Genomic DNA, 26,077 nt, shown 5'->3' on the forward strand with positions numbered 1-26,077 from the left:
TCGGCCCACCACCCGATCATTACTGACCCCCGCTTAAACGCCGCCGAAAATACGTCAATCTGCGACGCAACATACTGAAAACAAAAGTAAAAAAATTCCATAGATAATCAGCGACAATCGGCACGCAGATAGCTACTTCGTCGGCAGGTAGTCGTGCCGAAACCACATCCCAATTCGCCAAGCGCCCGATGGGCTCACGGCAATTGGGGATTGCTGGTGGATTGCGGTAATTCGTTTGGTCGTGCTGGAATTTGATACGAGTGTCATTCCAAGTACCTGGCCACCATCGGCCACGCCGCAAGTTGGCGGCTATCTGCAGCCAGCTTTAAAAGCCAATGACCATCCACGGATCGGTGTCGTATCCGAGGCGCGGCTTTTCCGGGGTTGCTCCATCCGGCATTTTGGCCGTGCCAGTCAAACCGCAGTCCAGATCTCTCACCGGCTTCTTGGTCGAATGCTTCGTAGAGCACAGGGCCGCAGCATCACCGACCACCACTTTCTTTTCCTTGGCAATGGTGCCACCAGTCGCAGCGATCGTGATAGCCGCGCAAAATATAGCAACTCTCATCGTACTCCCCCACGGTTGCGCATCCTCAAGATGCCGGACATTACGTTACGTCATTTTTATATTAGCACAAGCGAATATTTAATCCTCACGCCCGCCTCCTGCCAATGGCCTCGAGGCGGGCTGCTCTTCCATTTCGCGATGGCCTTCACGCCAAGCTCGTCCGCTGCCGAAAGGTGGTGGGATTTTTGTCATATAAGCGAAACCTGATATTCGGCGCCTGGTGTCGATGGCGGCAGCGTCCCACACGCCGGTGACGAGAAATGTTCGCTTTGTCATGATGTCTCTACCTGTTGTGAAAGAAGGACGGTCAGGCGCACCCAGATCGCGGCTGGTCATCATTGCCGACGGCCTCGATTTGGAACGGGTGCAGCGCTCATTCGCTGCATTCGCATTGGCCAGCCAGCCCAAAGTCATGGCGATTGCCGGCGCGTAGTCGAGCGTCAATGTCCCCCACACGGACCGAACCGCTTCCCCTGCTAAGTTCCTCGGCAAGGGAATTCTCGCCGGCCAGGGATTCCCCATCAAAGCCCGGGATCAAACATTTAGTGGTCGAAACGCTTCATCCAAGCAAAGGAATCGGTAGTGGGGCGATATTCGGCGCCGAATGCGCCATCATAGCCGGCGTCCGCGATTGCGCGCAGGAGCCAGCCATAGTCCACCTCGCCGTGATCGGGCTCGCTACGATCCGGTACGGCGGCGAATTGGATATGGCCGATCTTGTCGGAAAATTGCCTTACCGAGTTAAGCAAATCGCCTTGAATGATCTGCATGTGATAGCAGTCGAACATTACCTTTACCGCACCGTCTGTCGCATCGATCACACGCAATGCGGTGGAAAGGTCGGAGAGGAGATAGCCCGGCGCATCGCGCGGGTTCAGAGGCTCGATCAATATGCCGATGTTGTGCCGTGCCGCCGCCTTCGAAGCGTACCGCAAGTTGCCGGTGAACGTCGCGAAGGCTTCGTCACCGATTGCCTTTCCTGCCATCACATGGATGTTGCGACAGCCTGTTACGGCTGCCCATTCAATCGCCTGGTCGATAGCCGCGCGCGCTTCCGTTTCACGGCCCGGCAGCGCGGAGAGGCCGAAATCGCCCGCCCCGACATCCCCCCGGGCCGTGTTGATGCCAAGCAGCGGAAGACCGGTTTCGGCGAGCAGCGCCGCGACCACCGATGCGTCGGTATCGTACGGCCAATGCATCTCGACCGCCGCGAAACCGCGCCGCTTGGCCGAGCGGATCGCATCCGGAAGCGCTAGGTCACGAAAGAGAAATCCCAGATTGGCCGAAAGTTGCATCAGTCGTCCCACTCCACGTCAAAGTGTTCCACCAACTCGCGAATTTGCGGAGCCGCGAGGATCCTGGGCCGCAAGCCCTGGGTGAGAAGCGTGAGCTTGGCCGTTTCCTCAAGTTCCTCCATCGCGTAGGCGGCGGCTTCGAGATCCTTGCCGGCGACGACGGGTCCGTGGTGGGCCAGCAATACGGCCGACCGTTTCCCAGCGAGTCCGCGCACGGCGTCTCCCATCGCCGGATCGCCGGGCCGGATATAGGGCAGCAGTTTCACCTTTCCCAGCCGCATGATCGAATAGGCCGTCAGCGGCTTGAAGACGCTGTCGGGATCGATGTCGGGCAGAAGCGAAACCGCGACAGAATGGGTCGAATGAAGATGGACGACCGCTCCGGTGCGCGCGTCGCGTGTCTCGTAGAACGCCTGATGCAGCGGCATCTCCTTCGTCGGCTTGTCGCCGTCCAGGAACCGTCCCTCAGCGTCGAAGAGCGACAGGCGGGCGGGGTCGAGCGCGCCAAAGGACGATCCTGTCGGCGTGACGAGCAGCCGACCATCGCCGAGGCGGGCGGAGATGTTCCCCGAGCTTCCCGCAGTGAGGCCGCGCGCGAACATGGACGCAGCGATGCTGCAGATCTGATCCCTGAGTCTTGTTTCATCGCTCATCGTAGAACGCCTCCCGTAAGGACGTCGGCTGCCTTTTCGAAGAACCCGGCCGAACCGAAATTGCCCGATTTAAGGGCGAGCACCATATCCGGGTCACGGGCCTTCAACGCCGGAACACCGGGGTCGATCTCCGGTCCGATCTCGAATGACGAAATGTTGAGCGCTGATACGACGGCCCCCGATGTCTCGCCGCCCGCCGTAACCAGCCGGCGTACGCCACGCGCCGAAAGCTGACGCGCCAGTTCGCCGAAAAAACCTTCAACCGCCGTCGCGACGCGCTCCTTCCCGTAGCGGTTCTGTGCGGCGGCGACGGCTTCGGGATCGGCCGACGAGAACACCAGTGGCAAGCCGTGGTGCTGATGGCCGATCGCCCACTCGGCATATTCAACAGGATTGGCCGTGCCGTCCACGACCCCATCCACCTCCACAATGCGCGTCGGATGGTTTTTCCGGTGCTCGGCAATCTGGCGCCGGCTCATGGTCGAGCACGAACCGCAAAGCGCGGCCCCTGGCCCCTGTATTCCCTTCCAATGCGTGGCCGCCGTGCCGATCAACCCGGCCCGACGAAAGTTGGCCGGAAGTCCCAGCGCTATTCCCGAACCGCCGCTGAGCAGAACATCGGCTTCGGCAGCCTCGCCAATGGCGATAAGGTCCTTGTCCTGGATGGCGTCGACCACGACGTAGCGAGAGCCGCTGGCGGATGCCGCCTTCAGAGCATCCCTGATCGGGCCGCTTCCTTCCGCCACGACGCTGTAGGGGACATGACCGATCGCGCGCCTGGTCTGTCGTGCGAGCCAACGTCTCAGATCGGGATCCGTCATCGGCGTAAGCGGATGCTTCTCCATGCCGGATTCGCTCAACAGCCGATCGTTGACGAAAAGATGCCCCTGGTAGATCGACCGGCCGGTTGCGGGAAACGCCGGACAGACGATCGCGCGTGCCGCTCCCAACGCGTCGCCAAGAGCGTCCAGCACGGGACCGATATTGCCTTCGGGCGTCGAGTCGAATGTCGAGCAGTACTTGAACAGATATTGGCGGCAGCCTTGGCGTCGAAGCCACTCCAACGCCGCGAGCGACTGCTTCACCGCCTCCGAGGCGGATATCGTTCTGGTCTTCAGGGCAACGACGCCCGCGTCAACCGAGCGGTCGGAGGCGGTGTTGGGAACGCCGTTGTACTGGACCGTGCGCATGCCCCCCTTGGCAAGCGTGTTGGCCAGGTCGGAAGACCCGGTGAAATCATCGCCTATGCAGCCCAGAAGCATCGGAATTTCCCAGTTTCAACTTTCACGGAACTTTGGCGACCATGCCCTAACGGTTAAGGGATGGTCTTCGGGGCGTCGTCCGCCAGGTAAACCGCGATCAGTTCGTCGACCGTGCTTTCGGCCACAAAGCCCAGACTGGTGGCCAGCCTGGGCGTGAAGGATTTCGGCCACCCGGCAATAATGGCCTCGATCGCCTCGTCCGGCTTGCGGTCTATCAACGCCTCGGCTTCGGCCCCTGCCACGCGGCGGAGCGCGGCAATCTGGTCGGAGACCGTGGCCGCGACACCCGGCATGTTCAGCGTGCGCCGGGCGCCCAGCGCGGATGTATCGAGCATCGCGGCATGGATGAGGAAGGCTACCGCCGAGCGCGGGCTCGCCAGCCAATGCTTGACGGTCTCCTTCACCGGCAGCACGGAGCGCTGCCCGGCGAGTGGCTCGCGCAGGATGCCGGAGAAGAAGCCCGAGGCTGCCGCGTTGGGAGTGCCGGGCCGAATGACGATCGTCGGCAGGCGTATCCCGACGCCGTCGAGGAAGCCGCGGCGCGAGTAGTCGGCCAGCAACAGCTCGGATATCGCCTTCTGGGTGCCGTAGCTGGTCAGCGGGGCAAGGATGTAGTCGTCGGGAATAGGGTCGGGCAGAGGCGCGCCATAGACAGCAACCGAGGAGGTGAACACCAGCCTGGGGATATATTTCCGCCGGGTTCCTTCCAGCCGGATCGCCTCGAAAAGAGCGCGCGTGCCGTCCATATTGATGCGATAGCCCTTCTCGAAATCGCGTTCCGCTTCGCCGGACACGATGGCCGCGAGATGGAAGATCACATCCGCGCGGCGCGCGGCCAGATCCTGCGCTGCGCCGGGAGCGGAAATATCGGCGGCAATGGCTTCGACAAAACCTATGTCACCGGTTGGCACCGGCGGCTTCGTCACGTCCGCCAGCGTCATCCGGTCGATCTTTCGATCTCCAAGCGATGCTGTCCGCGAAAGCTCGGCCGCGAGTTTGCGGCCGATCATTCCACCAGCGCCAATGATGAGTATATGCATGGATGCTCCGTTCTCTTCCGGGACTGGTTTGTGATGCCGCTTCAGACCTGCCTGAGCGCGCGCACGACTGCGTAGGCTTCGAGCGACAGGGTTTGCGTTCCGTCATGCGTCAGCCGATCGAGCAGATCCGGTTGGCGCGATGCCGCGACGAAAGATGAGGCTTCAAGAATTGCAGCGCGCGCGAAGCCTTCGGGGAGGCGCACCTCCAGCGCGTTGGGCGAGGGGTTGCATAACCACAGCTCGGTGCCTTTTTCGGTAACCGCCGCGATCCCTCGCACTGCGCCAGGGACCGACGATCGCAGCGGACGGAGCGGGTAGCCTTTGAGCTTCGCCAGGCCTCGCACGATGTGCCAGACAGGATAGAGCTCGCCCTTGCCTTCGAACCAGGGCTCCGGAAATGACGTCGGCACGGAGAGGACGCCGAACGGGCCGACCGCGGCGCCGAGCGCGATGGCCGCCGCGCCGCCTTCCGCGAAGGCGGCGAAGTAGCCGAGGTTCCAGGCCGCTCCCATGACGCCCCGCTGGCGCGGATCATTGAAATTGACCGCCTGCCGGATGTTGGCGGGATTGGCGACCGGCGCTTCACCATAGGGATTGTCGCGCAACCCGATTGCGGACGGCCCAACGGAATATGGGCGGCCCTTGGCGATCGCCGGCACGGTCCTGGCAATATGCGGCAGGCATTCGAGCGTCTCCATCAAGGAGCGGTCGTCACCAGCGTGGAAGATCGCCGCCGTCGTGAATGTCACGAGGTCTATCGCCTCGGCCGGGGGACGTTTGCGGTTGAGCTCGGTGAAGAAGCTGAACATGCCTCCGCCGATGCGAGATCCGGGGAAGGCCGCGCGCGCGGCCGTATAGAGCTTCGCCGCATCCGGCGCTGGCGGCCAGATGCTGCCGGGCAGCGTGCATTTAAGATCGGGTGCGGGCGACACCAGAACCGTCGTGAAGCGATGATCGAGCCTCGCGGCCACCTTGCCCAGGGAGTCGATTTCCGCCGCGGCGCCAGCATCGTCGGCATGCTCGACCACGGCTTCGAGCCAGGGTTGGGCGCCCATTGCGATGGCGATCTCGACCTGCCTCGCCAGCGTTTCGGCATCATGGCCGAGCCGCGGATCGTAATGGCAGATGACATGGGCGACGCCGAGCTGGGCAAGCGTCTCGACATGCCGCAATGCGGCCGAAGCGTCATCGGGATGCAATCCGACGCCGAGAGGTGGAATCGCGTCCGCCGCCTCGCCGAGCGTCAGGGCGGCGATGCCTCCCGCCTGACGCGACGGACCCTTGGGAGAGCCCTTGACGGTCAGGGTGATCTTCTGTTCGACGACCTCGCCGGGCTCGATCCTGTATGGCCAGGGCAGAGCGAGGGGACGAACATAGGTCTTGTAGGAGGCGTCGGTCCAGTTCCGCTGGTCCTCCATCTCGAACGCGTCGCCCTCCATAAGGCAGCTGACCTCCAGCCCGCCGGGAGTACGGTGCGAGATTTCACGCAGATCCATCATCGGCTGCACCGGATCGATCTCCACAGGAAACCGTGTCTCGACCCTCTCGCCGCTTGTGTGCGTGATCGTGGCGGCCGCGCCGCTTATGCCCTCTATGGGATGCAGGACGACAAAGCCGGTCCGGTTCGTGAGAAGCCCGGTCGGCGTGGTTCCGCGAGCCGAATAGGTCAGAACGCCTGCCGCGGTACCAGCGATGCCCACGTCATAGCCGAAGGTCTCGCCTTTGCTGGCAACGCTTGCGCGATAGGCCACACGAAAGCGATCGTCGTCCTTTTCGACGACCAGGTCGGTGATCTTCGGAATGAGCGTCGCCCAGTCCTTGTCGCGGACCACGAACGAGATTGCGCGGATCACCTCTTCGCCATGCATGCGGAAGTCGCGCAGGTTCGCGCAGTCGAAAAGCACGCTGAGGGGCCCGGCGCTCAGTAGCCGCTCCTCTGCCGGTAGTTCTTCCGTGCCGTAGAGGCGGACGGCTCGGGAAGGATCGGACTGTGTCATAGGATTCTCCCGGTCTCAAACGCGGCGCGATTTCCAGGTGATGAGGCGCTCGGCCAGCAAGGCGAGGATGATGATGGCGCCGATGGCGGTCCCCTGCCAGAACGGCGAGACGCCGAGCAGGTTGAGGCCATTGCGGATCATCACCATGATCAGAACCCCCATCAGCGTGCCGAATATCGTGCCTCGTCCGCCGTAGAGGCTCGCGCCACCGATGACCACGGCCGCGATGGCGTCGAGTTCAAGCTGGTTCCCCCCGATCGGGTCAGCCGACATGATCTGCGCCAGCGAAAAGGTCATCGCCGTCGCCGAAAGGGCACCGGACGCCACGTAGGGAAAGATCGAGTAGAAGAGGGTGTTAAGGCCGGCCGCCCGGGCGGCTTCGATGTTCGAGCCGACCGCGTAGATGGTTCGCCCACCCTTGGAATATGTCAGCCACGCCCAGGTGGCGAGGTAGAGCGCGATGAGGAAGATGACGTTGGCGGGGATGCCCAACAGATTCGTATAGACGATATTCTGCAGCCCTATGGGCAGTCCCGAAATCGAGCGCTGTCCCGACACGATGTAGGCGAGACTGCGCCCCATCGCCATGACCCCGAGCGTCACCACGAAGGGCGCCAGGCCGAACACTGCGATGAGAACGCCGGAGAAAAGCCCGATCAGGGCGCCGCAACCTATGGCGAGCGCGATCGCCACCGGAATGGGGAATTCCTTCAGGAGTAGGGCGAGGATGATGCCGGTCACGCCCGCGACCGACCCGACGGAAAGGTCGATGCCGCCAGTCAGGATCACCAGGGTCATGCCGGCGGCAACTATGCCAAGCACCACCGATTGGTCGAGTATGTTGAACATGTTCCGCTCGGTGAAGAAGTGCGGCGAGATGAACGACAGGATCACCGCAAGCACCATGGCGAGGCAGAGCATCCGGAACTCAAGCGTGCTGGCGAATCTAGGCATCGCAAAGGATCGTGTGGGCGCGTTCATGCGTCGATCTTTTCGTCTTGAGGTGTATCGAACAGGCCGGCGATCCGGGCCGACAGGGCCCCGGCGTCCGGCAGCCTGGAGTCGGCCGGCAGGCTGAGCCCGATCCATCCCAGATCGTGCCCTCGGCGATTGGACAGTGGTGCAAGCAAGGTAGAGCGGCCCTCATTCTCGGTCACGATGCCGGGTTGACGCCTTCCAAGCGCCAGGGGGATTGCCGTCTCGTGCGCAAGATAGACATGCCCGGCCGCGAGTCCCATCGTTGCATCCGGCGTGCCCTCGGCGAGGGCGAGGCAGACAAACCGGTCGTCATCGATCAGCCCCCAGAATGCCGTGCCGCCATGGCCGGCGACGAGATCCCGCAGGAATGCGGTGTTGCGCTCGGCTGAGCTTCGGGGCGCGGCGAGCAGCGTCAGGCTCTCTTCGCTCAGTCGCGAGGCGGGCAGGTCGGCGATGGTATAGCCGTCACTCACCACGACGACCCGCTCGCAGATCCCCAGTAATTCCTGGAAATCCGAGGAGATCACGACTACGGCTATCCCCCTTTCGGCCACCTCGCGCAGCAGTTCGTAGATTGCCTGGCGTGTCCCTATGTCGACGCCTTTCGTAGGCTCGTCGAGGATGAGCACTTCGGGCTCGATCAGCAGCCAGCGCGCGATAATGATCTTCTGCTGCATGCCGCCGGAGAAGTGCAGAAGGTTTGCATCCATGCGGTCGGTCGGAAGGTCGAGACGCGAAATCAGCTCGCTGGCCTGCTTGCGGCGCGCCGAATGGCCTCGCCCGAAACCCCTGTGCTTGCCCATCTGGGCGAGGAAGAGATTTTCGCCGACCGTCATGTCGGGCACGATGTTCTGGGCCCGCCGGTCCTCGGCGACCATTCCGAGACCGGCGCGGATTGCCGCGATAGGGCTGTTGGGGGCAATCTCCTTGCCGCCGACAAAGACGCGCCCGCGGCTGCGGTGGCGCAGTCCGAATATCGCTTCGGCGCTCTCCGAGCGTCCAGCTCCGACAAGCCCGCCGAGGCCGAGAATTTCACCCCTGCGCACCGTGAACGAGACGTCACGCACGAAAGGCGGGGCTTTGAGCCCAATTACCTCCAGAGCCACCGGCTGCTCGTTAGTGGTCACTCGCGAGACGGCCTTTCGATACACATTTCCGATGTCGCGTCCCACCATGTGGCGGATGACGTCGGCCTGCGTGAGCCCCGCCGTGGGCACGCTTTCGGCCACGGTCTTGCCCTCGCGCAGGATTGTGACGCGATCGGTGACTGCGAAGACCTCCTCGAGCCGATGCGACACGAAGGCGAGTGCCTTCCCGCTGTTTTTCAGCCGCCCCATGATCTCGAACAGCCGGTCAACCTCGATCGGCGAGAGGGAGGCCGTCGGCTCGTCGAAGATGACAAGATCGGCGTTGAGGGCCAGCGCCTTGGCTATTTCGACGAGTTGGCGTTGCGCTGCCGAGAGCCGGCGCACCTCGATGTCGAGTGGCAGTACGTGGTCGTGGCCAAGTTCCGACAGGATGGTCTGCGCCCTGTGTCGCAACTGGCTGAAAGACAGACGGCCCGGCATCGCGTAGCTGGGCAGGAAGATATTCTCCAGCACGCTCATGTCGGGCGCCAGGCTGGTTTCCTGTGCCACGAGGGCAATGCCGGAACGCAGCGCGTCGCGCGCGGATCCGACGGTCAAGGGAGCACCCTTGAAGAGTATCTCGCCCGACGAAGGCGGCAGGTGTCCGCAAACGATCCGTGACAGCGTCGATTTTCCCGCGCCGTTCGCGCCCAGCAATCCGCAGATCTCGTACCGGCAGAGCGCTATCGACGCGTTGCTGAGCGCGTAGGCGTTCCCAAACAGGCGGGTGACGCCACGAGCCACGAGAAGCGGCTCGGGAATCTTGCTGCTGTCTACCATCCGAGGACACACTCCAAGTGGTACGAATAAAGCGTCCGGGGGAGGTTGCCCCCGGACGGCCTATGTCGGCCAGGCCCCGATTACATCTCGTTGGCGAAGACCGTTTCCTTGATGGTTGGAAGCTCCTGCTCGATGTTCTTGCTGGTCACGATCTTGATCGGCACGAGGATTTTCTTTTCGGGAGTCTTGCCGCCGAGATGGTCGACCATCGCGCGTCCCGATTCCTGGCCCATCAGATACGGCTGCTGCATGCCCGAAACGACCAGTTCGCCCGACTGCAGCAACGGCACGAATTCCGGCACGCCGTCGAAACCGGCGACCAGCACGTCGCCGGTGAGGCGGGCCGCCTTGATTGCCTGCAAGGCGCCCAGCGTCGGGCCGTCGGTCTGGACGAAGAGGCCCTTCATGTCCGGATTCGCGGTCGTCATATCCTGCGTGAACTTGAAGGTTTCGTCCGCGGTGTAGGTCTGCATCTGCTGCAGCCCGGCTTCCTTGGTGATGCCAGCCTCTGTCATCGCGTCCTTGAAGCCCTTGGTGCGGGCCTGGCCGTTGAGGCGGGCCTGGCTGATGCCGACAATGCCCACGCTGCCGTCCTGCTTGCCGGCGGCCTTCATTGCCTCGGCCAGCGCTTTGCCGACGCCGTTCGCGCCCTGATAATTGTCAGAGATGATGAAGGACACATAGTCGCCGCTGTCCGTGCCGATGTCGGCGATGACCACGGGAATGTTTGCCTGCTTGGCGAGATCGAGCACGGCCGGCGCGGTTGAACTGTCTGTCGGAGAGATGATGATCCCGGCGACGCCGCGGGCGATCGCGTCCTTGGCATTTTTAAGCTGGGTCTGGGCATTGTTGCCCGAATCCAGCGCCTGATAGGTGTAGCCTCCCTTGGTTGCGACATTCTCGATGCCCTTGGAGAGGTATCGCCAGAAGGCAAGATCAAGGCCTGGAGTCAGATAGACCAACTCCTTGGATTCGGCGAGAGCGGCGGTCGCCGTCCCGGCAATGCCGGTCAGCGCGACAACGCCCGCGAGGGCTGCGGTGGCAAAAAGGCGTCTTGTCAGCATGGGAACTCCTCCTGTTGTGCTGCATGGTTGCCCGGCAATCCGCCCCTATTCTTATCCCTTTCGAGCGGATTGCGTTAAAAGCTGCTTGGTCGTGGTGTAGATGCGTGTTTCTTGGACCGCGAAGGCCCTTGCGGCCGCCTCGGAATCGCGCGCCTCAAGTCCCGCAAGAATGGCACGGTGATCGGCGATGCTCGTTGCGATGCTTGAAGGCTGGGCGACTGCTCGCCGCCGATGGTCGAGAAGGTAGGAATAGAGATCGGCGGCGATATCCGCCAGCGCGGCATTGCCGCCCGCCCGATAGATGGCCGTGTGAAATTCGCGATCGCAAATGAGGAAGCGAACGGGATCGTCGATCGCCGCTTCCTGCGCCTCGATCGATTTTTGCAGGGTCTCGAGCGTCGCGGCTTCAACCCGGACAGCCGCGGCCCGCGCCACCTGATCTTCGATCAGCAACCGCGCCTCATGCACGTCGTCAAGACTGTATCTGGAAATGTCGCGATAGCGGGCCGATTGGACCGCGAGTTCCCCGACTTCCGTCGAGGCCACCACTGTCCGCGTGCCTTGGGCGACGGAAAGGATGCCCTTTGTGGAAAGGATTAGGATCGCACCGCGCACCGTCTCGCGGCTTACCGACAAAGCGCCCGCAAGTTCACGCTCGCTTGGCAACGGGTCCCCCACGTCAAGAATGCCGGTCGCAATGAATGTCGCGATCTTCTGGACGACGAAGTCCTTCATCGAATGCTTCGGCACGCCGCCAAGCGCACTCCCGTCGTCGGTCAGAATCGCTCGTAGGTCCATCCGTCCTTACATCCGAAGAGGTCTAGTGGTCCGGTATATGTACCAGTAGGCCTGCTTCAGCTGTGCGTCAATAGCGAGACGCGGCCGTCAAATCTCGGCTGACAAGAGATATTGCTTTGGGAGCGGTGAGAACGTTCTCAGCCCGCATACTCTCCGGCACAGCTTCGCCACTCACCTGCTTGAGCAGGATGTCGACATTAGCGTCATCCAGGTGCTGCTCGGGCACAGCAAGCTCGAACGACAGCGCTCACCGGCGGAGCGGGAGTCTTCCTTCCATCGATTTCGGGCTGCTCTTGTTCTAACCCTAATACGGCCAATTTCCGGATAAATCGATATGAACGCCCGATACTCGTGATGGATAGGAGTGGCGGGACCATGCTAGCCACGAGGCAGACAGACCGCAGGCCTGTCGTGCTTCACTCCAGCTTAAGCGCTTCGGCTCATATCGAAGGTCGCTGCCGGATGGCGTGAGGGTTATCCGAAAGGGAGAGTCTCGATGTCTGGACACGGGTATGAGGGTGGGCGGCTCGATCTCCCCTTCGTTGGGCTTAGCACCTTCGGTAAACGGCCGATCTGCCTTGATTGGGACAAGATCGACGCGGATGTCGCCGTGCTGGGTGTGCCCTTCGACATGGGGACCCAGTACCGCTCCGGTGCACGTTTCGGCCCCCGCGCCATCCGCGAGGCCTCGACGCTGTTTTCCTTCGGTCATGCCGGCGCTTACGACCATGAGGACGACCAGATCTATCTGCCGCTCGACAAGGTGCGGATCGTCGATATAGGCGACGCAGATATCGTGCATACCGATACCGTGGCCAGCCACGCGAATACGGAAATGGCGGTCCGCAAGATTCTTGAACGCGGAGCGCTGCCCGTCGTTCTGGGCGGCGACCATGCCATCAACATTCCCTGCGTCAGGGCGTTCAGCGAACATGGCCCCATTCACATCGTGCAGATCGATGCGCATCTCGACTTTGTCGACGTGCGTCATGGCGTGCGCGAAGGACACGGCAATCCGATGCGCCGCGCGGCCGAACAGTCGCATGTTAGCGGCCTCAGCCAGATCGGCATCCGCAACGTCTCCTCGACCGCCCGCGACGGTTACGAGGATGCGCGCCAACGCGGCTCGACGATCCTTTCCGTCCGCCAGGCGCGCAAGCTCGGGGTCGAAGGTGTTCTGGCGACCATTCCGGAAGGCGTACGCTACTATGTGACGATCGACATCGACGGTTTCGATCCGTCGATTGCGCCGGGCACTGGCACGCCTAGCCATGGCGGCTTCCTGTATTATGAAGTAATGGAAATGCTCCGGGGCCTTGTGAAGCGCGGCGACGTCGTCGGCATCGACCTCGTCGAGGTGGCCCCGGCCTACGACCCTTCGGGCATCACCGGCTTTCTCGCAGCACAGGTACTCCTGAACTTTCTCGGCTATATCTTCGTCGAACACGAAGCGCGCGGACGCTGAACGAAAGGAATTCAACGATGCCAACAAACGCAAGTAACGGTCAGGTTCACGTCATTCCTGCCCGCCAGGGCGTGGCGACGCGCGTTGCCCAAGGCCAGGTGATCACCGTCATCAACACCCACGGCACCCAGGTGGTGGACACCTGGGCCTTCTGCGCCGACGATATCGCGGAATTCATGTCGATGGAGCACAGTCGTGGAGCCATGCTCAAGGTGAACCCGAAGAACGGCGACACGCTGTGCAGCAACAGGCGGCGTCCGATGCTGACCCTGATACAGGACACGTCGGGTGGCGTGCACGATACGCTGATCGCCGCCTGCGACCGCTATCGCTACCAGCAGTTGGGCCATGTCGGGCACCATGACAACTGCACCGACAATCTGGCGACGGCCCTCGGCGCGGTCGGGCTGACGCCACCCGAAACCCCTTCGCCGCTCAACCTGTTCATGAACATTCCCGTCGGCGAAGACGGTTCGGTCACCTTCGAGGCACCGGTGGCGGGACCGGGCTCCTATGTGTCGATGTGCGCGGAAATGGATTTGATCGTCGCGTTCTCAGCCTGCCCGCAGGACCTCATTCCGGTAAACGGTCAAGGCTGCGTTCCAACCGAAGCGCATTATCGGATCGACGCCAAGGCGCCGCGCCTTTAAAGCGCAGCCCAGCATCCAGACCATTGATCCCGAAAAGCGGCTCCCGCTTTTCGGGATCAATGCATAAAGGAGTTTTTACATGCCGCGTACCTTGGGCATCTTGTTTTTTGCGTCGGCGGCTTGCCCTTTTCCGGCCGATTTTTCGGCACTCCCCACCCTTTTGCGCAGTTCCTGAAAAAAAATCCTCTGCGACAGCGACGCTTTCTTGTGCTTTGGCGCGATGATGACGAAGGGCGAGCGGATCTGCGCCTCGGGAATAAGCAGCGCCTTAAGCCGGTTGTTCTGTCTAAACGTGACGGTCATGTGATCCGGCAGATAGCCGACGAAGTGGCCGCTCAGGATATACATTGCCTGCGCCTCGATATTCGAAGCATAGGCGCCGACATGCGCGTTGGGGAAATGCTGCAATTCCGACTTGTTGGCATAAGGGCGCACCACCATCTGCGATGCTTCCACATCAGCCTTTGTCACCAGCTTGCGGGAAAACAGCGGGTGGCGCTCGCTGCAGTAGAGCGAGTTGATTTCATAATGGAACTCGGTCTGCGAATAGCCGGGCAGCAATTTGATGCGGGGGGAGATCGCGAAGTCGATCCCGCCCTTGGCGGTTTCCGCGATAAGCTGTTCAGGCGAGCCGATGGTGATGCGCAGATCGACTTCGCTGGCTTTCTTGATAAACTGATGAATGACGTCATCGAGGCCCAGGGCTGAATCGGTAACGGTGGCATCGACGATCCCGACGCGCAGCACACCCGTCGCCTTGGAGCGCAGTTCGCCCAGTTGCATCTCGAACGCCGACAGCGCTGAAGTCAGCGAATGGGAATATTCATAGACCGCGGTGCCTCTATCGGTCAGTTCGAAGCCGCGCCTGCCGCGTTGGCACAGCGAAAACCCCAGCCGTTCCTCCAACGCGTTGATTTGGAAACTGATCGTCGATTGGCTCATCGCCAAAGCAAGCTGTGCTCCGGTAAATCCGCCATGCTCGACCACCGAGCGGAAAACCCTGAGCGCACGAATGTCGGCAACCGACAGACGCATTCTGACACTCCTCCCTGAGCCTCTCAGACGGTGTTGGGTATCAGCCTTACATCGTCAACTTCGATGTATAGTCTATTCCTTCCATGTTTATCAAAGATTCAATCCTGCCATGCTGCCCTACCAGATGGTGCCGTGCCGTCATGCCACTGGGGAAGCAAACAATCGGGCCGGCATTGCAGCCGGCTGACGACCTGGAGGTCTAAGGCTCGTCACGCATGCGAGATTCCTGAGCGCGTACAGAAGCCTCGGACTCCAAATAATCCATAATAAACGGGAACATACGAAACTGGAGGAAGTTATGCGATCCGCTTTGAAACTGTGCACTTCGACGCTGTTGGCCGCGTCGCTCTCGCTCGCCGTGGCGAGCATTGCCACCGCCGCCGATCTTCTGGATCGGATCAAGGCAAAGGGGGAAATCACCATCGCGTCCGAGGCCCGCTACCCGCCGTTCGAATATGTCGAAAACGGCAAGATCGTAGGCTACGGAGTTGACCTCTTCGAAGAAGTCATGAAGGCGCTGCCGGACGTGAAGGTGAACCGGCTCGACCTGCCGTTCCAGGGCTTGCTGCCCGGTTTGCAGACGGAGAAGTTCGATGCCATCATAACCTCCGTCACCGTTAACAAACAGCGCTACGATACCTACAGGCTGTCTCTGCCAATCGCCGACGCGTCGTTCTCCTACGTCAAGCGCAAAGGCGACGCCGCCTTGAACACGCCCGAAGACCTGAGCGGCAAAAATGTCGGCACGCAGGCCGGCTCGGCACAGCTCAAGGGCACCGAGGCCTTTTCCGAGAATTTAAAAGCAAAAGGCCTAGCGCCGATCGCCAACATCCAGACCTATGTCGACTTCAATGAAGCCTATGCCGATCTCGCTGCCGGGCGCACGGATGCCGTCGTGAATTCCCTGCCCAATCTGCTCTACCTGCAGACGCAGCGCGGCGACGTCTTCGAAACCATCCGCACAACGTTCGGGGACCCGACCTATTTCAGCTGGGCCTTCCGCAAGGACGACGACAGCAAGGCGCTTGCCGACTTCATCGATGACCAGTTCCGCAAGCTCGCCGCCGATGGAACCATGGCCAAACTTCAGGAAAAGTGGTTCGGCTTCACCATGAAACTGCCGACGGACGCTCTGCCCGAACCCAAGAGCTGACGAGTCGGCATCCAACGCCCGGATAAAGGTGAGGCTTTCCAGCCTCGCCTGCCTAAAAACGCACAGGCTGCAAGCCTGGCCTCAAGTCCATAAGGTCTGACGACTTGGCAATGTTCGCCCTCATCCAGAACAACCTGCCCATCATGCTCTGGGGCGCGGGCATGACCATCCTGGTGTCGGGCGTCGCCATCATCCTCGGCATGCCGCTCGGCCTCGTCCTGTGCTTCGGCGTCACCTCGAAGAAGACGTGGCTGCGCTGCTTTTCGCGCATCTATCAAAGCGTGTGGCGCGGCACGCCCATCCTCGTGCAGTTGCTGATTATCTATTATCTGCTGCCGCTCATCGGCATCAATGTAGCGCCCATCCTCGCGGCCATCCTCGCGCTGACCCTGAACACGATCGCCTTCCAGGCCGAGATATTTCGCGGCGGACTTTTGGCCATTCCACCAGGGCAACTGGAGGCGGCGCGCATGGTAGGCATACGCAAATGGGCGGGGCGTCAGCATATACTCGTGCCCCAGATATTGCGCCTCGTCATCCCGTCGCTGGTCAATGAGACCATCAGCATCCTGAAAAACTCATCGCTGGTCTCCGTCATCGCTGTGACGGAACTGATGCGGGTAAGCCAGCAGATCGTCGCGACCACCTATCGCCCGTTCGAAATCTACATCACCGCCGCCGTCATCTATATCGTCATCAATTTCCTTCTGTCGCTGATCGGCCGCATGGCCGAGCAACGGCTGGCGCGGAGGGCCTGAGCCATGGCGCAATTCTTCGACCTATGGGTGCAATACGGACCACTGATGCTGGCCGGCCTGGCGACGACGGCCTGGATCTGCGCACTTGCCACAGCCCTCGGACTGGCGATCGGCCTGTTGCTCGCCTGCCTCGAGAGCACGCCGTTCACGCCACTGCGCTGGGCCGTTCGGGCCTATATCGAGATCATGCGCGGCCTGCCGATCCTGATCCTGCTGTTCGTGCTCTATTATGGCGGCCCGAGCATAGGCCTCCGGCTGAGTGCCGAAGCGGTGGGTGTTTTCGGCCTCGGCTTCTATGGTGCCGCCTATTTCGCCGAAATCTTCCGCTCCGGTTTCCAGTCGATCTCCAAAGGCCAGATCGAGGCGGCGCGCATGGCCGGGCTCTCAGGCACGCAGATCATCCGCCATATCAAGCTGCCGCAGATGCTGGTCATGATCACGCCACCGATGGTCAACCAGATCATCATCCTCATCAAGGAATCCGCGGTGCTGTCCATCATCACCGTTGCCGAGCTGACCAAGAACACGACGCAATTCGTCAACGAGACCTACGCGGTCATTGAACCTTATCTCGCCGCCGCCCTACTGTACTGGCTGCTGGTCGAGGCAGTCGCGCAGCTCGGCAAATATGTTGAGCGCCGGGTGCGGTTCTAGGCCGCTCAACCACCAATTGGGAATAAACGATGGCCACTGAAACCACCGAGCCCGTCATTAAGATCCGCAATTTGACCAAGGATTTCGGCACATTCGCGGCTCTGTCCGGGATCTCGCTCGACATCAACCTCTCCGAAGTCGTCTGCATCATCGGACCCTCGGGGTCGGGCAAGAGCACGTTGCTGCGCTGCGCGAGCTTCCTCGAGGAATATACGAGCGGCGAGATCGAGATCGAGGGCCGGTTGCTCGGCTACAAGCGCGGTGCCGAAGGACTGGTACGAGAAAGCGACCAGAACATCGATTCCGTGCGCCGCAACGTCGGCATGGTGTTCCAGCACTTCAACCTATGGCCGCATATGACAGTGCTGGATAACGTGACGCTGGGATTGCGTCTTTCCAAGCGCGCTCCCGCCGCCAAGGCGAAGGAAAGCGGGCGCCGTGCGCTGGCCAAGGTCGGCCTCGCGGATTTCGCCGAGCGCTACCCCTCGCAGCTTTCCGGCGGCCAGCAGCAGCGCGTCGGCATCGCCCGGGCGGTCGCGATGGAGCCGCATGTGATCCTGTTCGACGAACCGACCTCCGCACTCGATCCCCAGCTCGTCGGCGAGGTTCTCGACACCATGAAGCAACTGGCCGTCGAGGGCATCACCATGGTGGTGGTGACGCACGAGATGGGCTTTGCCGCCCAGGTCGCCGACCGTGTCGTCTTCATGGACCGCGGCAAGGTGATCGAGCAGGGCCCGCCCGCCAAACTCTTCAACGATCCGCAAAGCCCGCGCTTGCGTGAATTCCTCGACACTTGGAGACAGCGCAACATGCTGTTCCAGAGCGAGCCCGCCGCCGGCCAGTAGGGCAGCGGCACAATCGACACGACAAGACGGAGGACCGTACCATGAGCGAAGCTTTGAGCCCGGCAGGTGTTCCCCGCATGTATGGCGACGTGCCACCCTTCATGGCATTTCCCTATGTGCGCGATCTGGCGGGTCTTTCCGCCGACGCTGTGGTGGTGGGCATGCCCTATGACGGCATCGCCACCTTTCGCGGCGGCGCGACCCGCCGCGCCCCGCAGGAAATCCGCAAATACTCGCTTCTTTACGGCAGCTACAGCTTCGACTGGGACCTCGACATGCTGGCCCATATCACCGTCGCCGATGCCGGCGACATCGATGTAGTGCCGGGGGACAATGCCGCCAGCTACGCCCGCCTCGAAGCGCGGCTTGCCGCGGTGCTGGTCAACGGGGCGGTGCCGCTGACCATCGGCGGCGATCACGGCATCAGCTATCCGGCGGTACGCGCGGTCTCCGATGCCGGCGACACCCCGGTCGGGCTCATCGTCTTCGACACCCATCTCGATCTCAGCGAATCCTTCGGCGGCGACCGCCTCACCCGCGCCTCGCCCCTGCTGCGCATTGCCGAACTCGACAAGGTGGCCCCCCGCCGCATCGTTGTCATCGGCGCGCGCGGCCCCCGCAACCTGCTCGAATGGACCCCGCTCTACCGCAAGCTCGGCATCACCGTGTTTTCCATGGAGGAAGTCGAGCGCCTCGGCATCGAAACGGTTGCCGAACGCGCACGCGCCATCGCCAGCGCCGACGGCGCGCGCCTCTATATCAGCCTCGACATCGACGGCGTCGATCCAGCCTTTGCCCCTGCAACCAACAGCCCCGAACCAGGCGGCCTTACCTCGCGCGAGATCATTCGCGGCGTAAGAATAGTGGCCCGCGACGGCTTTGCTGGATTCGACCTCGTGGAGGTATCGCCGGACTTCGATGCTTCCAGCGGCACCACCAGCATCCTGGCCGGCCGGCTGCTGGCCGAGGCCCTGTTCTGCCTCGCGGCCAAGCGCGCCGGCAAGCAGAACGCCTGGCGCGACGCCCACAGGTCCGACTTTCAACAGAAATAGCACCACCTTCGGAGTGCGCCTCGCGGTCAAGCGACCCGATGCGCCAACAGGACACAAGACCATGAGCATTACAAATTTCCAGCCACTCGATTCCGGCAGCGTTCCGCGTTTTGCCGGCCCTTCAACCTTCATGCGCCTGCCCATGGCTACCCCCGAGCAGGTCGACATCGCGCTGATCGGCGTCCCCTTCGACGGCGGCACCACCAACCGGCCGGGCGCGCGCCATGGACCGCGCGAAATCCGCAACCAATCCAGCCTGGTGCGGCGCGTCCACCATGTGACGGGCGTCTCGCCTTTCGAACAGGTGCGTGCCGGCGACTGCGGCGACGTGATTGTAAACCCGCTCGACCTGCCCGGCTCGCTGGACACGATCAGCGCCTTCTTCGAAAACGTCCACCACTCCGGCGCCCGGTCTCTGGTCGTCGGCGGCGATCATCTGATCACGCTGCCCATCCTGCGCGGCATCGCCAAGGAACCGGCCGGCCTCATTCACTTCGATGCCCATTCCGACACCTATGACGAGTTCTTCGGCAACCGCTATAATCACGGCACGCCGTTCCGCCGCGCCGTCGAGGAAGGCCTGCTCGATCCCAAGCGCATGGTCCAGATCGGCATCCGAGGAGCGATCTCCGATGTGGAAAACTACGAGTTCGCCCGCGAGGCCGGCATCCGGATCATCTTCATCGAGGAATTCATGGAGCGCGGCGTGGGCGCGGTGATGGCCGAGGCGCGCTCGATCGTCGGCGACGCGCCGACCTACGTCTCGTTCGACATCGACGCGCTCGATCCGTCTTTTGCCCCCGGCACTGGCACCCCGGAGATCGGCGGCATAACGACGCGCGAGGCCCAGAAGATGATCCGAGCGCTGGCCGGCGTCGACATCATCGGCGCCGATCTGGTCGAAGTCTCGCCGCCGCTCGATCCTTCGGGCGTCACCGCGCTAACCGGTGCCACCCTCCTGTTCGAGCTTCTCTGCGTCATGACGGTGCAAATACCGGCTAAATGAGACCCATGTGTGGAGTGCGCCCCTCGGACCGGACAGGATGAACAAGCAGAATTGACTTGGAAGCCGGGCTTTCGAAGGATGGAAGCCCATGGTGGCTTATCGCACGCACAGCATCGAGTTCAAACGTCAGGTAGTGCAGGAGTTCCTGTCCGGCGAGACGCTGCATGGTCTCGCCAAGCGGCACGAACTGCCGCGTAACCTGATCCGCATCTGGGTTCAGAAATACGAGGCCGGCTCCTTCGACGAAGACGTGGCGGCGGCCCGACACGATGCAGACCTATGAGGCGCGGATCGCAGCGCTGGAGCGGCTGGTAGGCCGGCAAGCCTTGGAAATTGAGTTTCTAAAGGGGGCTCTGAAAAGCGCACCACGTCCGAGAAGCGGGACTACATCCGTGATCACCGGCCCGGCGGTGTCTCCATCGCCGAAGGATGCCGGCTGATGGGATCGCGCGATCAACCATAAGAAGGTCAGACGGTTGATGCGCGAGCACGATCTGCAGCCCAGGATCAGGCGGCGCTTCATCGCCACTACGGACAGCGATCACGCGTTGCCGATCTTCCCGAACCTGGCGAAGAACGTGACACCCGACGGCCCGAACCGGCTCTGGTGAGCGACATAACGTACGTGACGATTGCGGCGGGCTTCGTCTACGTCGCGGTCATTCTGGTGCCTGGTCACGCAAGGTCGTTGGTTACGCCATCGGCCGGTCGATCGACGCGCGCTTGCGCCCTCAATAATGCCTATATGCAGCACTCTCTGCTGGCGCTTGTCGTCATCCCGGAATTGCGCATCTCCGACATCGGACTGATCGATGTGTTGAAGTTCCAGCCGACCGAAGTGCTGGTCGCCACGACCGCATGAGGAGGCGGATTTAACCTGACATCACCTTCGTCCTGATCATTTTCGGGTCACTCCTCGTCTCTTCGGCATTCATCCAATAAATCATAGCCCTTCCTCCCGCGCATAGGCAGCAAGAAGGTCCGGAAAGTCATTTTCGGGTTTCGCTTTCAGCAGTGCACGTGTGGTGATTGCATCAATATGATGGTCCATCAAGGCAGCAGCCTTGTTCCGGTCAGCCGCGGCCAGGGCGGCAATGATCTCGTGATGCTCGGATACGGCACAGTCGGACGAATGCGGCCGTCCGTAGAGCGACAGGATGAGCGATGAACGCGAAACGAGTTCCGTGACATAGCGCAGCAACAGTTCGTTTCCGGTGAGCGAGGCAAGCAGCACATGAAATTCGCCGGCCAGCTGAATCGACGACGCGGCATTGTTGGCTTTGGCCATCTCTTCCGCGTCGACATGAGCTTCGAGCTGTTTGATCTTTTGCGGCGTCAGCTTGCCGATCAGCGTGTCGACCACCAGCGCTTCAAGCGCCCGCCGCACCTCGAATATATTGTGGCCTTCCTCCAGGCTCGGCTGCGCGACGCAGGCGCCCTTGTGCGGGCGCAATTCGACCAGGCCTTCGCCGTTCAGCCTTGCCAGCGCCTGCCTGACAATGGTGCGGCTGACGCCCAGCCGCTCGCCGATCGAATCCTCAGGCAGCTTTGTTCCCGCGGTCAGCGCCTGGTCGAGTATGACGCGCTTCAACGTGCGATAGACCGCGTCGGACTTGGATACGGCGGATTTCGGATTTTTATTGCGAATGTTGATTGTCATGACCGATCCTGAAAATTCATATCCAAGCACACAAGGAGAAAAGCATCCGCAAAGCCGGAGTTTAGAGATGCAAACGGCCCGGCGTCGAGGGCCAATGCCGTCGGCTCGCGTGCCATCAAGGTTTATTCCAATCGTTGTGTGTCGTTTCTGGAGCCCTCATGCCATGAACATCCGATAGCTGGGAGGGAAAATCTCGGCGACCGTCGGATGTCGCCAGGTGCGTTGCGGATAACGCTGGACAAGCCGTTCGAACTGGGCCTGTGCGCGCTGGTGGGCTGCATCGAGATCGAAACCCGGAATGGTTCGGGCGCTCATCACGGTGCGCCCGTCAATGATGACCGTGTGCACATCGCGTCCGCTTGCGGACGTCGTCAGGCAGGCGATCGGATCGAGGACCTGTCCCAGATGGTTGCCGGACAGGTCGAACACGACGATGTCGGCGGCTGCTCCCGCCTGCAAACGTCCCAGGTCCGACCGGCCGAGCGCGTCGGCGCCGCCAATCGTTGCCGCGTCATAGAGATCGGCTGATTTCGGCGTCTCCAGATTGCCCGCCATGACGCGGCCGAGCATCAGGCCGACCTGCATGTTCTGCACCATGTCGGGTGGCCAGGTGTCCGTGCCCATGCCGATGCGCAGACCCTGGCCGCGAAGGCGGGCGAAATTGTCGAGCGCCGCGCCATGCCGCGCCATCACCAGCGGGCAATGCACCAATGTGGCACCCGAACCGGCGATGATTTCGAGATCATCGCCGTCGGCGTGGGTGCCATGCGGCAACAACGCTCTTTCGCTGAGAAAGCCGATGTCCTGGAGCCAGCGGGCGGATGTCGTGCCGAACCGGCGACGCACTGTCTCGATCTCGAATGAAGACTGGCAGCAATGCAGACGGACCGGCACGCCGAGGTCTCGCGCGGCATTGGCGGTCCTGCGCAACAGGTCGGCGGTCCAGAACTCGACACGGTCCGGTGCAAGCATGGTTCGCACCAATCCGCCGAAGCCCCCTTCGTGCTCCAGGCAAAAGGCAACGGCCCCGTCCAGACCCTCCGCGCCGCGCTCTTCGTCCACCTCGACGACGATGCCGCCATCCGCTTCGATGACGGAATGGCCGGCGCGAAAGGCAGGCCCGAGATAGACGCGAAGGCCCAACTCTGCGGCGCTTTCGGCGGCGGATGCGAATTCGTCCGATGTCTCGTTCCATGCACGATAAAACAGCGATGCGATCGGCAATGCAGTAGTGATGCCGTTGCGGATGAGTTGCGCGAAGGCATAGTGTTTTTGAAACGTCAGCTCCTCGCGCGCCAGCATTTCTACCGGCCCGGCTTCCACATAGTCGCGCGGCCAGACGCGGCCCTTCTTCCAGCCGGGTTGATGATCGAGGCCGAGCACGCCCGTATCCAGGTCCGAAAGCGCATCCAGATCGATGAAACCCGGGCCGATCAGCGCCCTGCCATGATCGATCCGCCGCTTTACAGGCCCGCCGTAGCGATGGCCGACGAAGACGATCCTGCCGTTCTCATGGACGACCTCGCCATTCTCCAGAAGGACATGGCGCCCGTCCCGGTGGCCGACAACCCATCGTGCGGTGAGCAGGACGGGTCCGTCGTCACGCTGGTTCGTCCGACGACTATGCGACATCGGGCAGATCTCCGGCCAGCGCACCGTCACGCACGAGCACGCGGCCGCCGCGGATGACCGTGCGCTTCCGTGGGGTCAGGGCCACGGCTTCCGCCAGGGTCCGCGCGCAAACCAGCACGACATCGCCGTGGCAACCGGGCGAAAGCCCATAATCCGTCAGGCCGATACCTTGCGCGCCGCCAAAGGTGCAAACGCGCGCCGTCTCTTCCAGATCGGCATCGTTGGTCATGCCGTTGCGCTGCGCAAGATATTTGGCCCGCTCCAGTATGTCGCCATTGCCCCATGGCTCCCAGGTGCCCTGGATGCCGTCGGAACCGGATGCCACGACGAGGCCGGACTGGCGCATCATGCGCAGCGGAACCGCCGGCGCGGATGGGCTGCCGACCGTCATGACGGCGATGTCTTCAGCCGCCAGCGCGTCGATCAACGTGTGCTGCCTATGCGTGTCCAGCATGCCGAGACAATAGGCATGGCTCACCATGACGCGGCCCTGAAGGGAGAGCGCCTTGGTCCGTTCGACGATCAGCTCAAGGCAGAAGGCGCCCAATTCTCCCGGTTCGTGCAGATGAATGTCGACCGGCTTGCCGTATCGATCCGCGAGCGCGAAGATTGCGTCCAGGTGGCGAACCGGATCCCGCTCGATCGTTGCCGGGTCGATGCCGCCGACAATATCGGCCCCCGCCTTCAATGCGTCCTCCATCAGCGCCTGCGTGCCTTCGCGTCCCAGCATGCCGCTTTGCGGGAAGGCGACGACCTGCACGTCGACCAATCCCTTGAAGGCTTCGCGCGTTGCAACGACACCCTCGATGTTGGTAATGCCGATTTCCGTATCCACATCGACATGGCTGCGGATATGCGTCACGCCGAAAGCCAGCGTCTGCACGATCTGACGCGCCGATTGCCTGCGCGCATCGATGCCGAGTTCCCGCTTGGCCTTCCTGTCGGCCAGGATCCTGTCGTTGCGCGTGGGTCCCACACGGTTCTGAAACCAGTCCATGCCGACAAGCGTCTTATCGAGATGCGTGTGCGCCTCGACCAGGCCGGGCAGGGCAACCTGTCCAAGCCCGTCGATTTCATGCGCCGCTTTCCCGCTGGTTGCTTGCGCGAACCGACCGTCGCGAATGTAGAGGTCCGTGACAGCGCCGCCCAAGGGCCTGACATCGCGAATGAGAAGGTCTTCGGTCATCTGGGTCTCCCTGTTTGCGCCCCGGAACTCGGCCTATGCCAGCCCGGCGCGTTTCATCATCAGATGGAAGGCTCCTTCGGCGCGATCCAGAATGGCGTCTTCATCGTGATCGACGAGGCGGCGTCCACGCATGAGGACACGCCCGTCGACGATCGTCGTGTCAACATCCGCGCCGTTGGCGAAGCGTGCCAGCCGCTGCGCGGGGTGCGCCGGCGGCCACAGATGCGGCTGGCGCATGTTGACCAGGATGATGTCGGCGCGCTTGCCCGGTTCCAGCGAGCCGATTTCGTTCTCCATCGACAGGGCACGCGCGCCCTCGATGGTCGCCATCTCCAGCAATTGCATCGGCGGCAGGACCGCATCGTTCCTGAAGTGCCGGGCATGATAGCGGTGCGCCTGGAACATGTTGCGGAACATGTCGAAAGAGCGATCGGGCGCCGCCGCGTCGGTGCCGAGCGACACGGTGACACCCCTTTCCATCAGTTCCGTCGCCGGACAACGGCCCGAAACCGACATCAGAGCACTTGGATTATGCGCCACCTTGGCGTGGCTGCGTTTCAGCGCGGCGATGTCTGCCTCGGTCAGTTCGATGCAGTGCGCCAGCAGCGAATGCTCGTCGAACAGATCGAGCCGTTCCGCATTGGCGGCGATGGAACCGTCGCGATGACCATCCTGGATGAACAGCACGTTTTTTGCGCGAGCAAGGTCGCGAGCATTGCGGGACAGATTGTATACCGTTTGTTCGTCAAGTTCGCGCCGAGTGAATACCGGGAGAGAGACCGCAATCCGCACCCGGCCATCGCGACCAGCCCAATCATCGATGATTTCCGCGCACACTGCCAACTGGGTTTCCGGCGAAATGGTGATTTCGACATACGGAACGTATGCGTGGTCCCGATAGACATGGGACGAGGTCGGCCGGTTCGGCCCGACGGCGAGTATCTCGCGCACTCCCATTTCGGCGATGGCGGCAAGATGTGCCCGTGCTGCCCCCGGCGCCTCGGTGCGCATGATGTCCGGCCCGCCGCCAAACAGCAGGGCAGCGGTGGTCGTTCCGCATTTTATGCGCTCAAGGGCCGACAATGTGGCCTCGGCTGCCCAGAATTCCGTATCCGACGCCTCTGCATAGATACGCCCCGCGATAGTCATCCAGGCTTCGGAATCGTCTCCCAGGCCTTTGGTCAGCATGTGACCCGCATGCGCGTGCGTGTCGACGAGACCCGGCATGACAACCATTCCCGAAGCATCGATGCGCGCCACCTTCTGATCTGTGGCGGGGGCCGCGCCGTCGCCGGCGGTGACGATCCGGCCATCCTCCACCAGGACATGACCCCTCGAGAAAATCCGGCGCCCCGCATCCATGGTGACGATGACACCGTTTTCTATCAGCAAGGCCTGGGTCATTCGGAATCCCTT

At 62.1% G+C, this 26,077-nt stretch carries 26 protein-coding genes and 2 pseudogenes; 12 read left to right on the forward strand and 16 right to left on the reverse strand.

All coding sequences use genetic code 11. The features are described from left to right. Window positions 1-325 precede the first annotated feature (325 nt). The 11 genes from FJ428_RS19280 to FJ428_RS19330 form a co-directional block, all read right to left on the reverse strand. On the reverse strand, window positions 326-568 hold the full coding sequence (locus FJ428_RS19280; RefSeq protein ID WP_140632222.1) for a hypothetical protein: 243 nt from the start codon (window positions 566-568) through the stop codon (window positions 326-328). Between the two features lie 78 nt (window positions 569-646). Beyond that, complete coding sequence (locus FJ428_RS19285) at window positions 647-1,012, reverse strand: hypothetical protein (RefSeq protein WP_140879962.1); 366 nt, start codon at window positions 1,010-1,012, stop codon at window positions 647-649. 98 nt (window positions 1,013-1,110) lie between these two features. Continuing rightward, window positions 1,111-1,863 (reverse strand): TIM barrel protein, encoded by a 753-nt coding sequence (locus FJ428_RS19290; protein WP_140879963.1) that lies wholly within the window; start codon window positions 1,861-1,863, stop codon window positions 1,111-1,113. Beyond that, a complete protein-coding gene (gene otnC / locus FJ428_RS19295) occupies window positions 1,863-2,516 on the reverse strand; it encodes a 3-oxo-tetronate 4-phosphate decarboxylase (protein ID WP_140879964.1) in 654 nt (217 codons plus the stop codon). Before otnC ends, FJ428_RS19290 begins: the two co-directional genes overlap by 1 nt. After that, window positions 2,513-3,778, reverse strand: coding sequence for a 3-oxo-tetronate kinase (gene otnK, locus FJ428_RS19300; protein WP_140879965.1), 1,266 nt, complete (start codon window positions 3,776-3,778; stop codon window positions 2,513-2,515). Before otnK ends, otnC begins: the two co-directional genes overlap by 4 nt. 53 nt (window positions 3,779-3,831) lie before the next feature. After that, window positions 3,832-4,818 (reverse strand): D-erythronate dehydrogenase, encoded by a 987-nt coding sequence (gene denD, locus FJ428_RS19305; RefSeq protein WP_140649853.1) that lies wholly within the window; start codon window positions 4,816-4,818, stop codon window positions 3,832-3,834. Window positions 4,819-4,859: 41 nt separating this feature from the next. After that, window positions 4,860-6,815, reverse strand: a complete 1,956-nt coding sequence (locus FJ428_RS19310; protein WP_140879966.1) for a hypothetical protein — start codon at window positions 6,813-6,815, stop codon at window positions 4,860-4,862. Window positions 6,816-6,830: 15 nt separating this feature from the next. Next, complete coding sequence (locus FJ428_RS19315; protein WP_224519097.1) at window positions 6,831-7,769, reverse strand: ABC transporter permease; 939 nt, start codon at window positions 7,767-7,769, stop codon at window positions 6,831-6,833. Window positions 7,770-7,792: 23 nt separating this feature from the next. Beyond that, window positions 7,793-9,700 (reverse strand): sugar ABC transporter ATP-binding protein, encoded by a 1,908-nt coding sequence (locus tag FJ428_RS19320; RefSeq protein WP_140879968.1) that lies wholly within the window; start codon window positions 9,698-9,700, stop codon window positions 7,793-7,795. 80 nt (window positions 9,701-9,780) lie between these two features. Then, window positions 9,781-10,764: a substrate-binding domain-containing protein gene (locus FJ428_RS19325; RefSeq protein WP_140498327.1), complete on the reverse strand. Its 984-nt coding sequence runs from the start codon at window positions 10,762-10,764 to the stop codon at window positions 9,781-9,783. A 51-nt stretch (window positions 10,765-10,815) separates the two neighbouring features. Continuing rightward, entirely contained in the window at window positions 10,816-11,562 is a 747-nt protein-coding gene (locus FJ428_RS19330) for an FCD domain-containing protein (protein WP_140879969.1), read from the reverse strand. 97 nt (window positions 11,563-11,659) lie between these two features. Here FJ428_RS19330 and FJ428_RS30685 point away from each other — a divergent pair. The 3 genes and pseudogenes from FJ428_RS30685 to FJ428_RS19345 form a co-directional block, all read left to right on the forward strand. Further along, window positions 11,660-11,797, forward strand: a pseudogene (locus FJ428_RS30685) (tyrosine-type recombinase/integrase); the annotation flags it as partial. Between the two features lie 261 nt (window positions 11,798-12,058). Next, a complete protein-coding gene (gene speB, locus FJ428_RS19340) occupies window positions 12,059-13,027 on the forward strand; it encodes an agmatinase (protein ID WP_140515080.1) in 969 nt (322 codons plus the stop codon). A 17-nt stretch (window positions 13,028-13,044) separates the two neighbouring features. Then, on the forward strand, window positions 13,045-13,677 hold the full coding sequence (locus FJ428_RS19345; RefSeq protein ID WP_140515081.1) for an urea carboxylase-associated family protein: 633 nt from the start codon (window positions 13,045-13,047) through the stop codon (window positions 13,675-13,677). 75 nt (window positions 13,678-13,752) lie between these two features. Here the strand turns inward: FJ428_RS19345 and FJ428_RS19350 are convergent, their stop codons facing one another. Continuing rightward, complete coding sequence (locus FJ428_RS19350) at window positions 13,753-14,712, reverse strand: LysR family transcriptional regulator (RefSeq protein WP_140498323.1); 960 nt, start codon at window positions 14,710-14,712, stop codon at window positions 13,753-13,755. Window positions 14,713-15,010: 298 nt separating this feature from the next. Between FJ428_RS19350 and FJ428_RS19355 the strand changes: the two genes are divergently transcribed. The 9 genes and pseudogenes from FJ428_RS19355 to FJ428_RS30695 form a co-directional block, all read left to right on the forward strand. Continuing rightward, entirely contained in the window at window positions 15,011-15,865 is an 855-nt protein-coding gene (locus FJ428_RS19355; protein WP_140649844.1) for a transporter substrate-binding domain-containing protein, read from the forward strand. Between the two features lie 110 nt (window positions 15,866-15,975). Continuing rightward, a complete protein-coding gene (locus FJ428_RS19360; RefSeq protein ID WP_140632261.1) occupies window positions 15,976-16,623 on the forward strand; it encodes an amino acid ABC transporter permease in 648 nt (215 codons plus the stop codon). Between the two features lie 3 nt (window positions 16,624-16,626). Then, the gene (locus FJ428_RS19365) at window positions 16,627-17,277 is read left to right on the forward strand and encodes an amino acid ABC transporter permease (RefSeq protein ID WP_140498320.1); all 651 of its coding nucleotides are present in this window, start codon (window positions 16,627-16,629) and stop codon (window positions 17,275-17,277) included. Window positions 17,278-17,306: 29 nt separating this feature from the next. Next, window positions 17,307-18,125, forward strand: a complete 819-nt coding sequence (locus FJ428_RS19370; protein WP_140557328.1) for an amino acid ABC transporter ATP-binding protein — start codon at window positions 17,307-17,309, stop codon at window positions 18,123-18,125. A 41-nt stretch (window positions 18,126-18,166) separates the two neighbouring features. Then, the gene (locus tag FJ428_RS19375; RefSeq protein WP_140649842.1) at window positions 18,167-19,177 is read left to right on the forward strand and encodes an agmatinase family protein; all 1,011 of its coding nucleotides are present in this window, start codon (window positions 18,167-18,169) and stop codon (window positions 19,175-19,177) included. A gap of 61 nt (window positions 19,178-19,238) precedes the next feature. Continuing rightward, complete coding sequence (gene speB / locus FJ428_RS19380) at window positions 19,239-20,183, forward strand: agmatinase (RefSeq protein ID WP_140879970.1); 945 nt, start codon at window positions 19,239-19,241, stop codon at window positions 20,181-20,183. A gap of 88 nt (window positions 20,184-20,271) precedes the next feature. After that, window positions 20,272-20,466: a transposase gene (locus FJ428_RS30690; RefSeq protein ID WP_224519096.1), complete on the forward strand. Its 195-nt coding sequence runs from the start codon at window positions 20,272-20,274 to the stop codon at window positions 20,464-20,466. Between the two features lie 169 nt (window positions 20,467-20,635). Next, window positions 20,636-20,794 (forward strand): IS3 family transposase, encoded by a 159-nt coding sequence (locus FJ428_RS19390; RefSeq protein WP_224519104.1) that lies wholly within the window; start codon window positions 20,636-20,638, stop codon window positions 20,792-20,794. A 113-nt stretch (window positions 20,795-20,907) separates the two neighbouring features. Then, window positions 20,908-21,045: pseudogene (locus FJ428_RS30695) on the forward strand (adenine deaminase C-terminal domain-containing protein); the annotation flags it as partial. A gap of 81 nt (window positions 21,046-21,126) precedes the next feature. On the opposite strand, the gene FJ428_RS19400 reads toward FJ428_RS30695, so the two are convergent. From FJ428_RS19400 to FJ428_RS19415, 4 genes are all read right to left on the reverse strand, one after another. Continuing rightward, window positions 21,127-21,843: a GntR family transcriptional regulator gene (locus FJ428_RS19400; protein ID WP_140500714.1), complete on the reverse strand. Its 717-nt coding sequence runs from the start codon at window positions 21,841-21,843 to the stop codon at window positions 21,127-21,129. Between the two features lie 156 nt (window positions 21,844-21,999). Next, complete coding sequence (locus tag FJ428_RS19405) at window positions 22,000-23,475, reverse strand: amidohydrolase family protein (protein WP_140558788.1); 1,476 nt, start codon at window positions 23,473-23,475, stop codon at window positions 22,000-22,002. Further along, window positions 23,465-24,661: an amidohydrolase gene (locus tag FJ428_RS19410; protein ID WP_140567944.1), complete on the reverse strand. Its 1,197-nt coding sequence runs from the start codon at window positions 24,659-24,661 to the stop codon at window positions 23,465-23,467. Before FJ428_RS19410 ends, FJ428_RS19405 begins: the two co-directional genes overlap by 11 nt. A gap of 33 nt (window positions 24,662-24,694) precedes the next feature. After that, entirely contained in the window at window positions 24,695-26,065 is a 1,371-nt protein-coding gene (locus FJ428_RS19415; protein ID WP_140763911.1) for an amidohydrolase family protein, read from the reverse strand. Window positions 26,066-26,077 lie beyond the last annotated feature (12 nt).

It is taken from the genome of Mesorhizobium sp. B2-8-1, assembly GCF_006440955.1.
Lineage (GTDB): Bacteria > Pseudomonadota > Alphaproteobacteria > Rhizobiales > Rhizobiaceae > Mesorhizobium.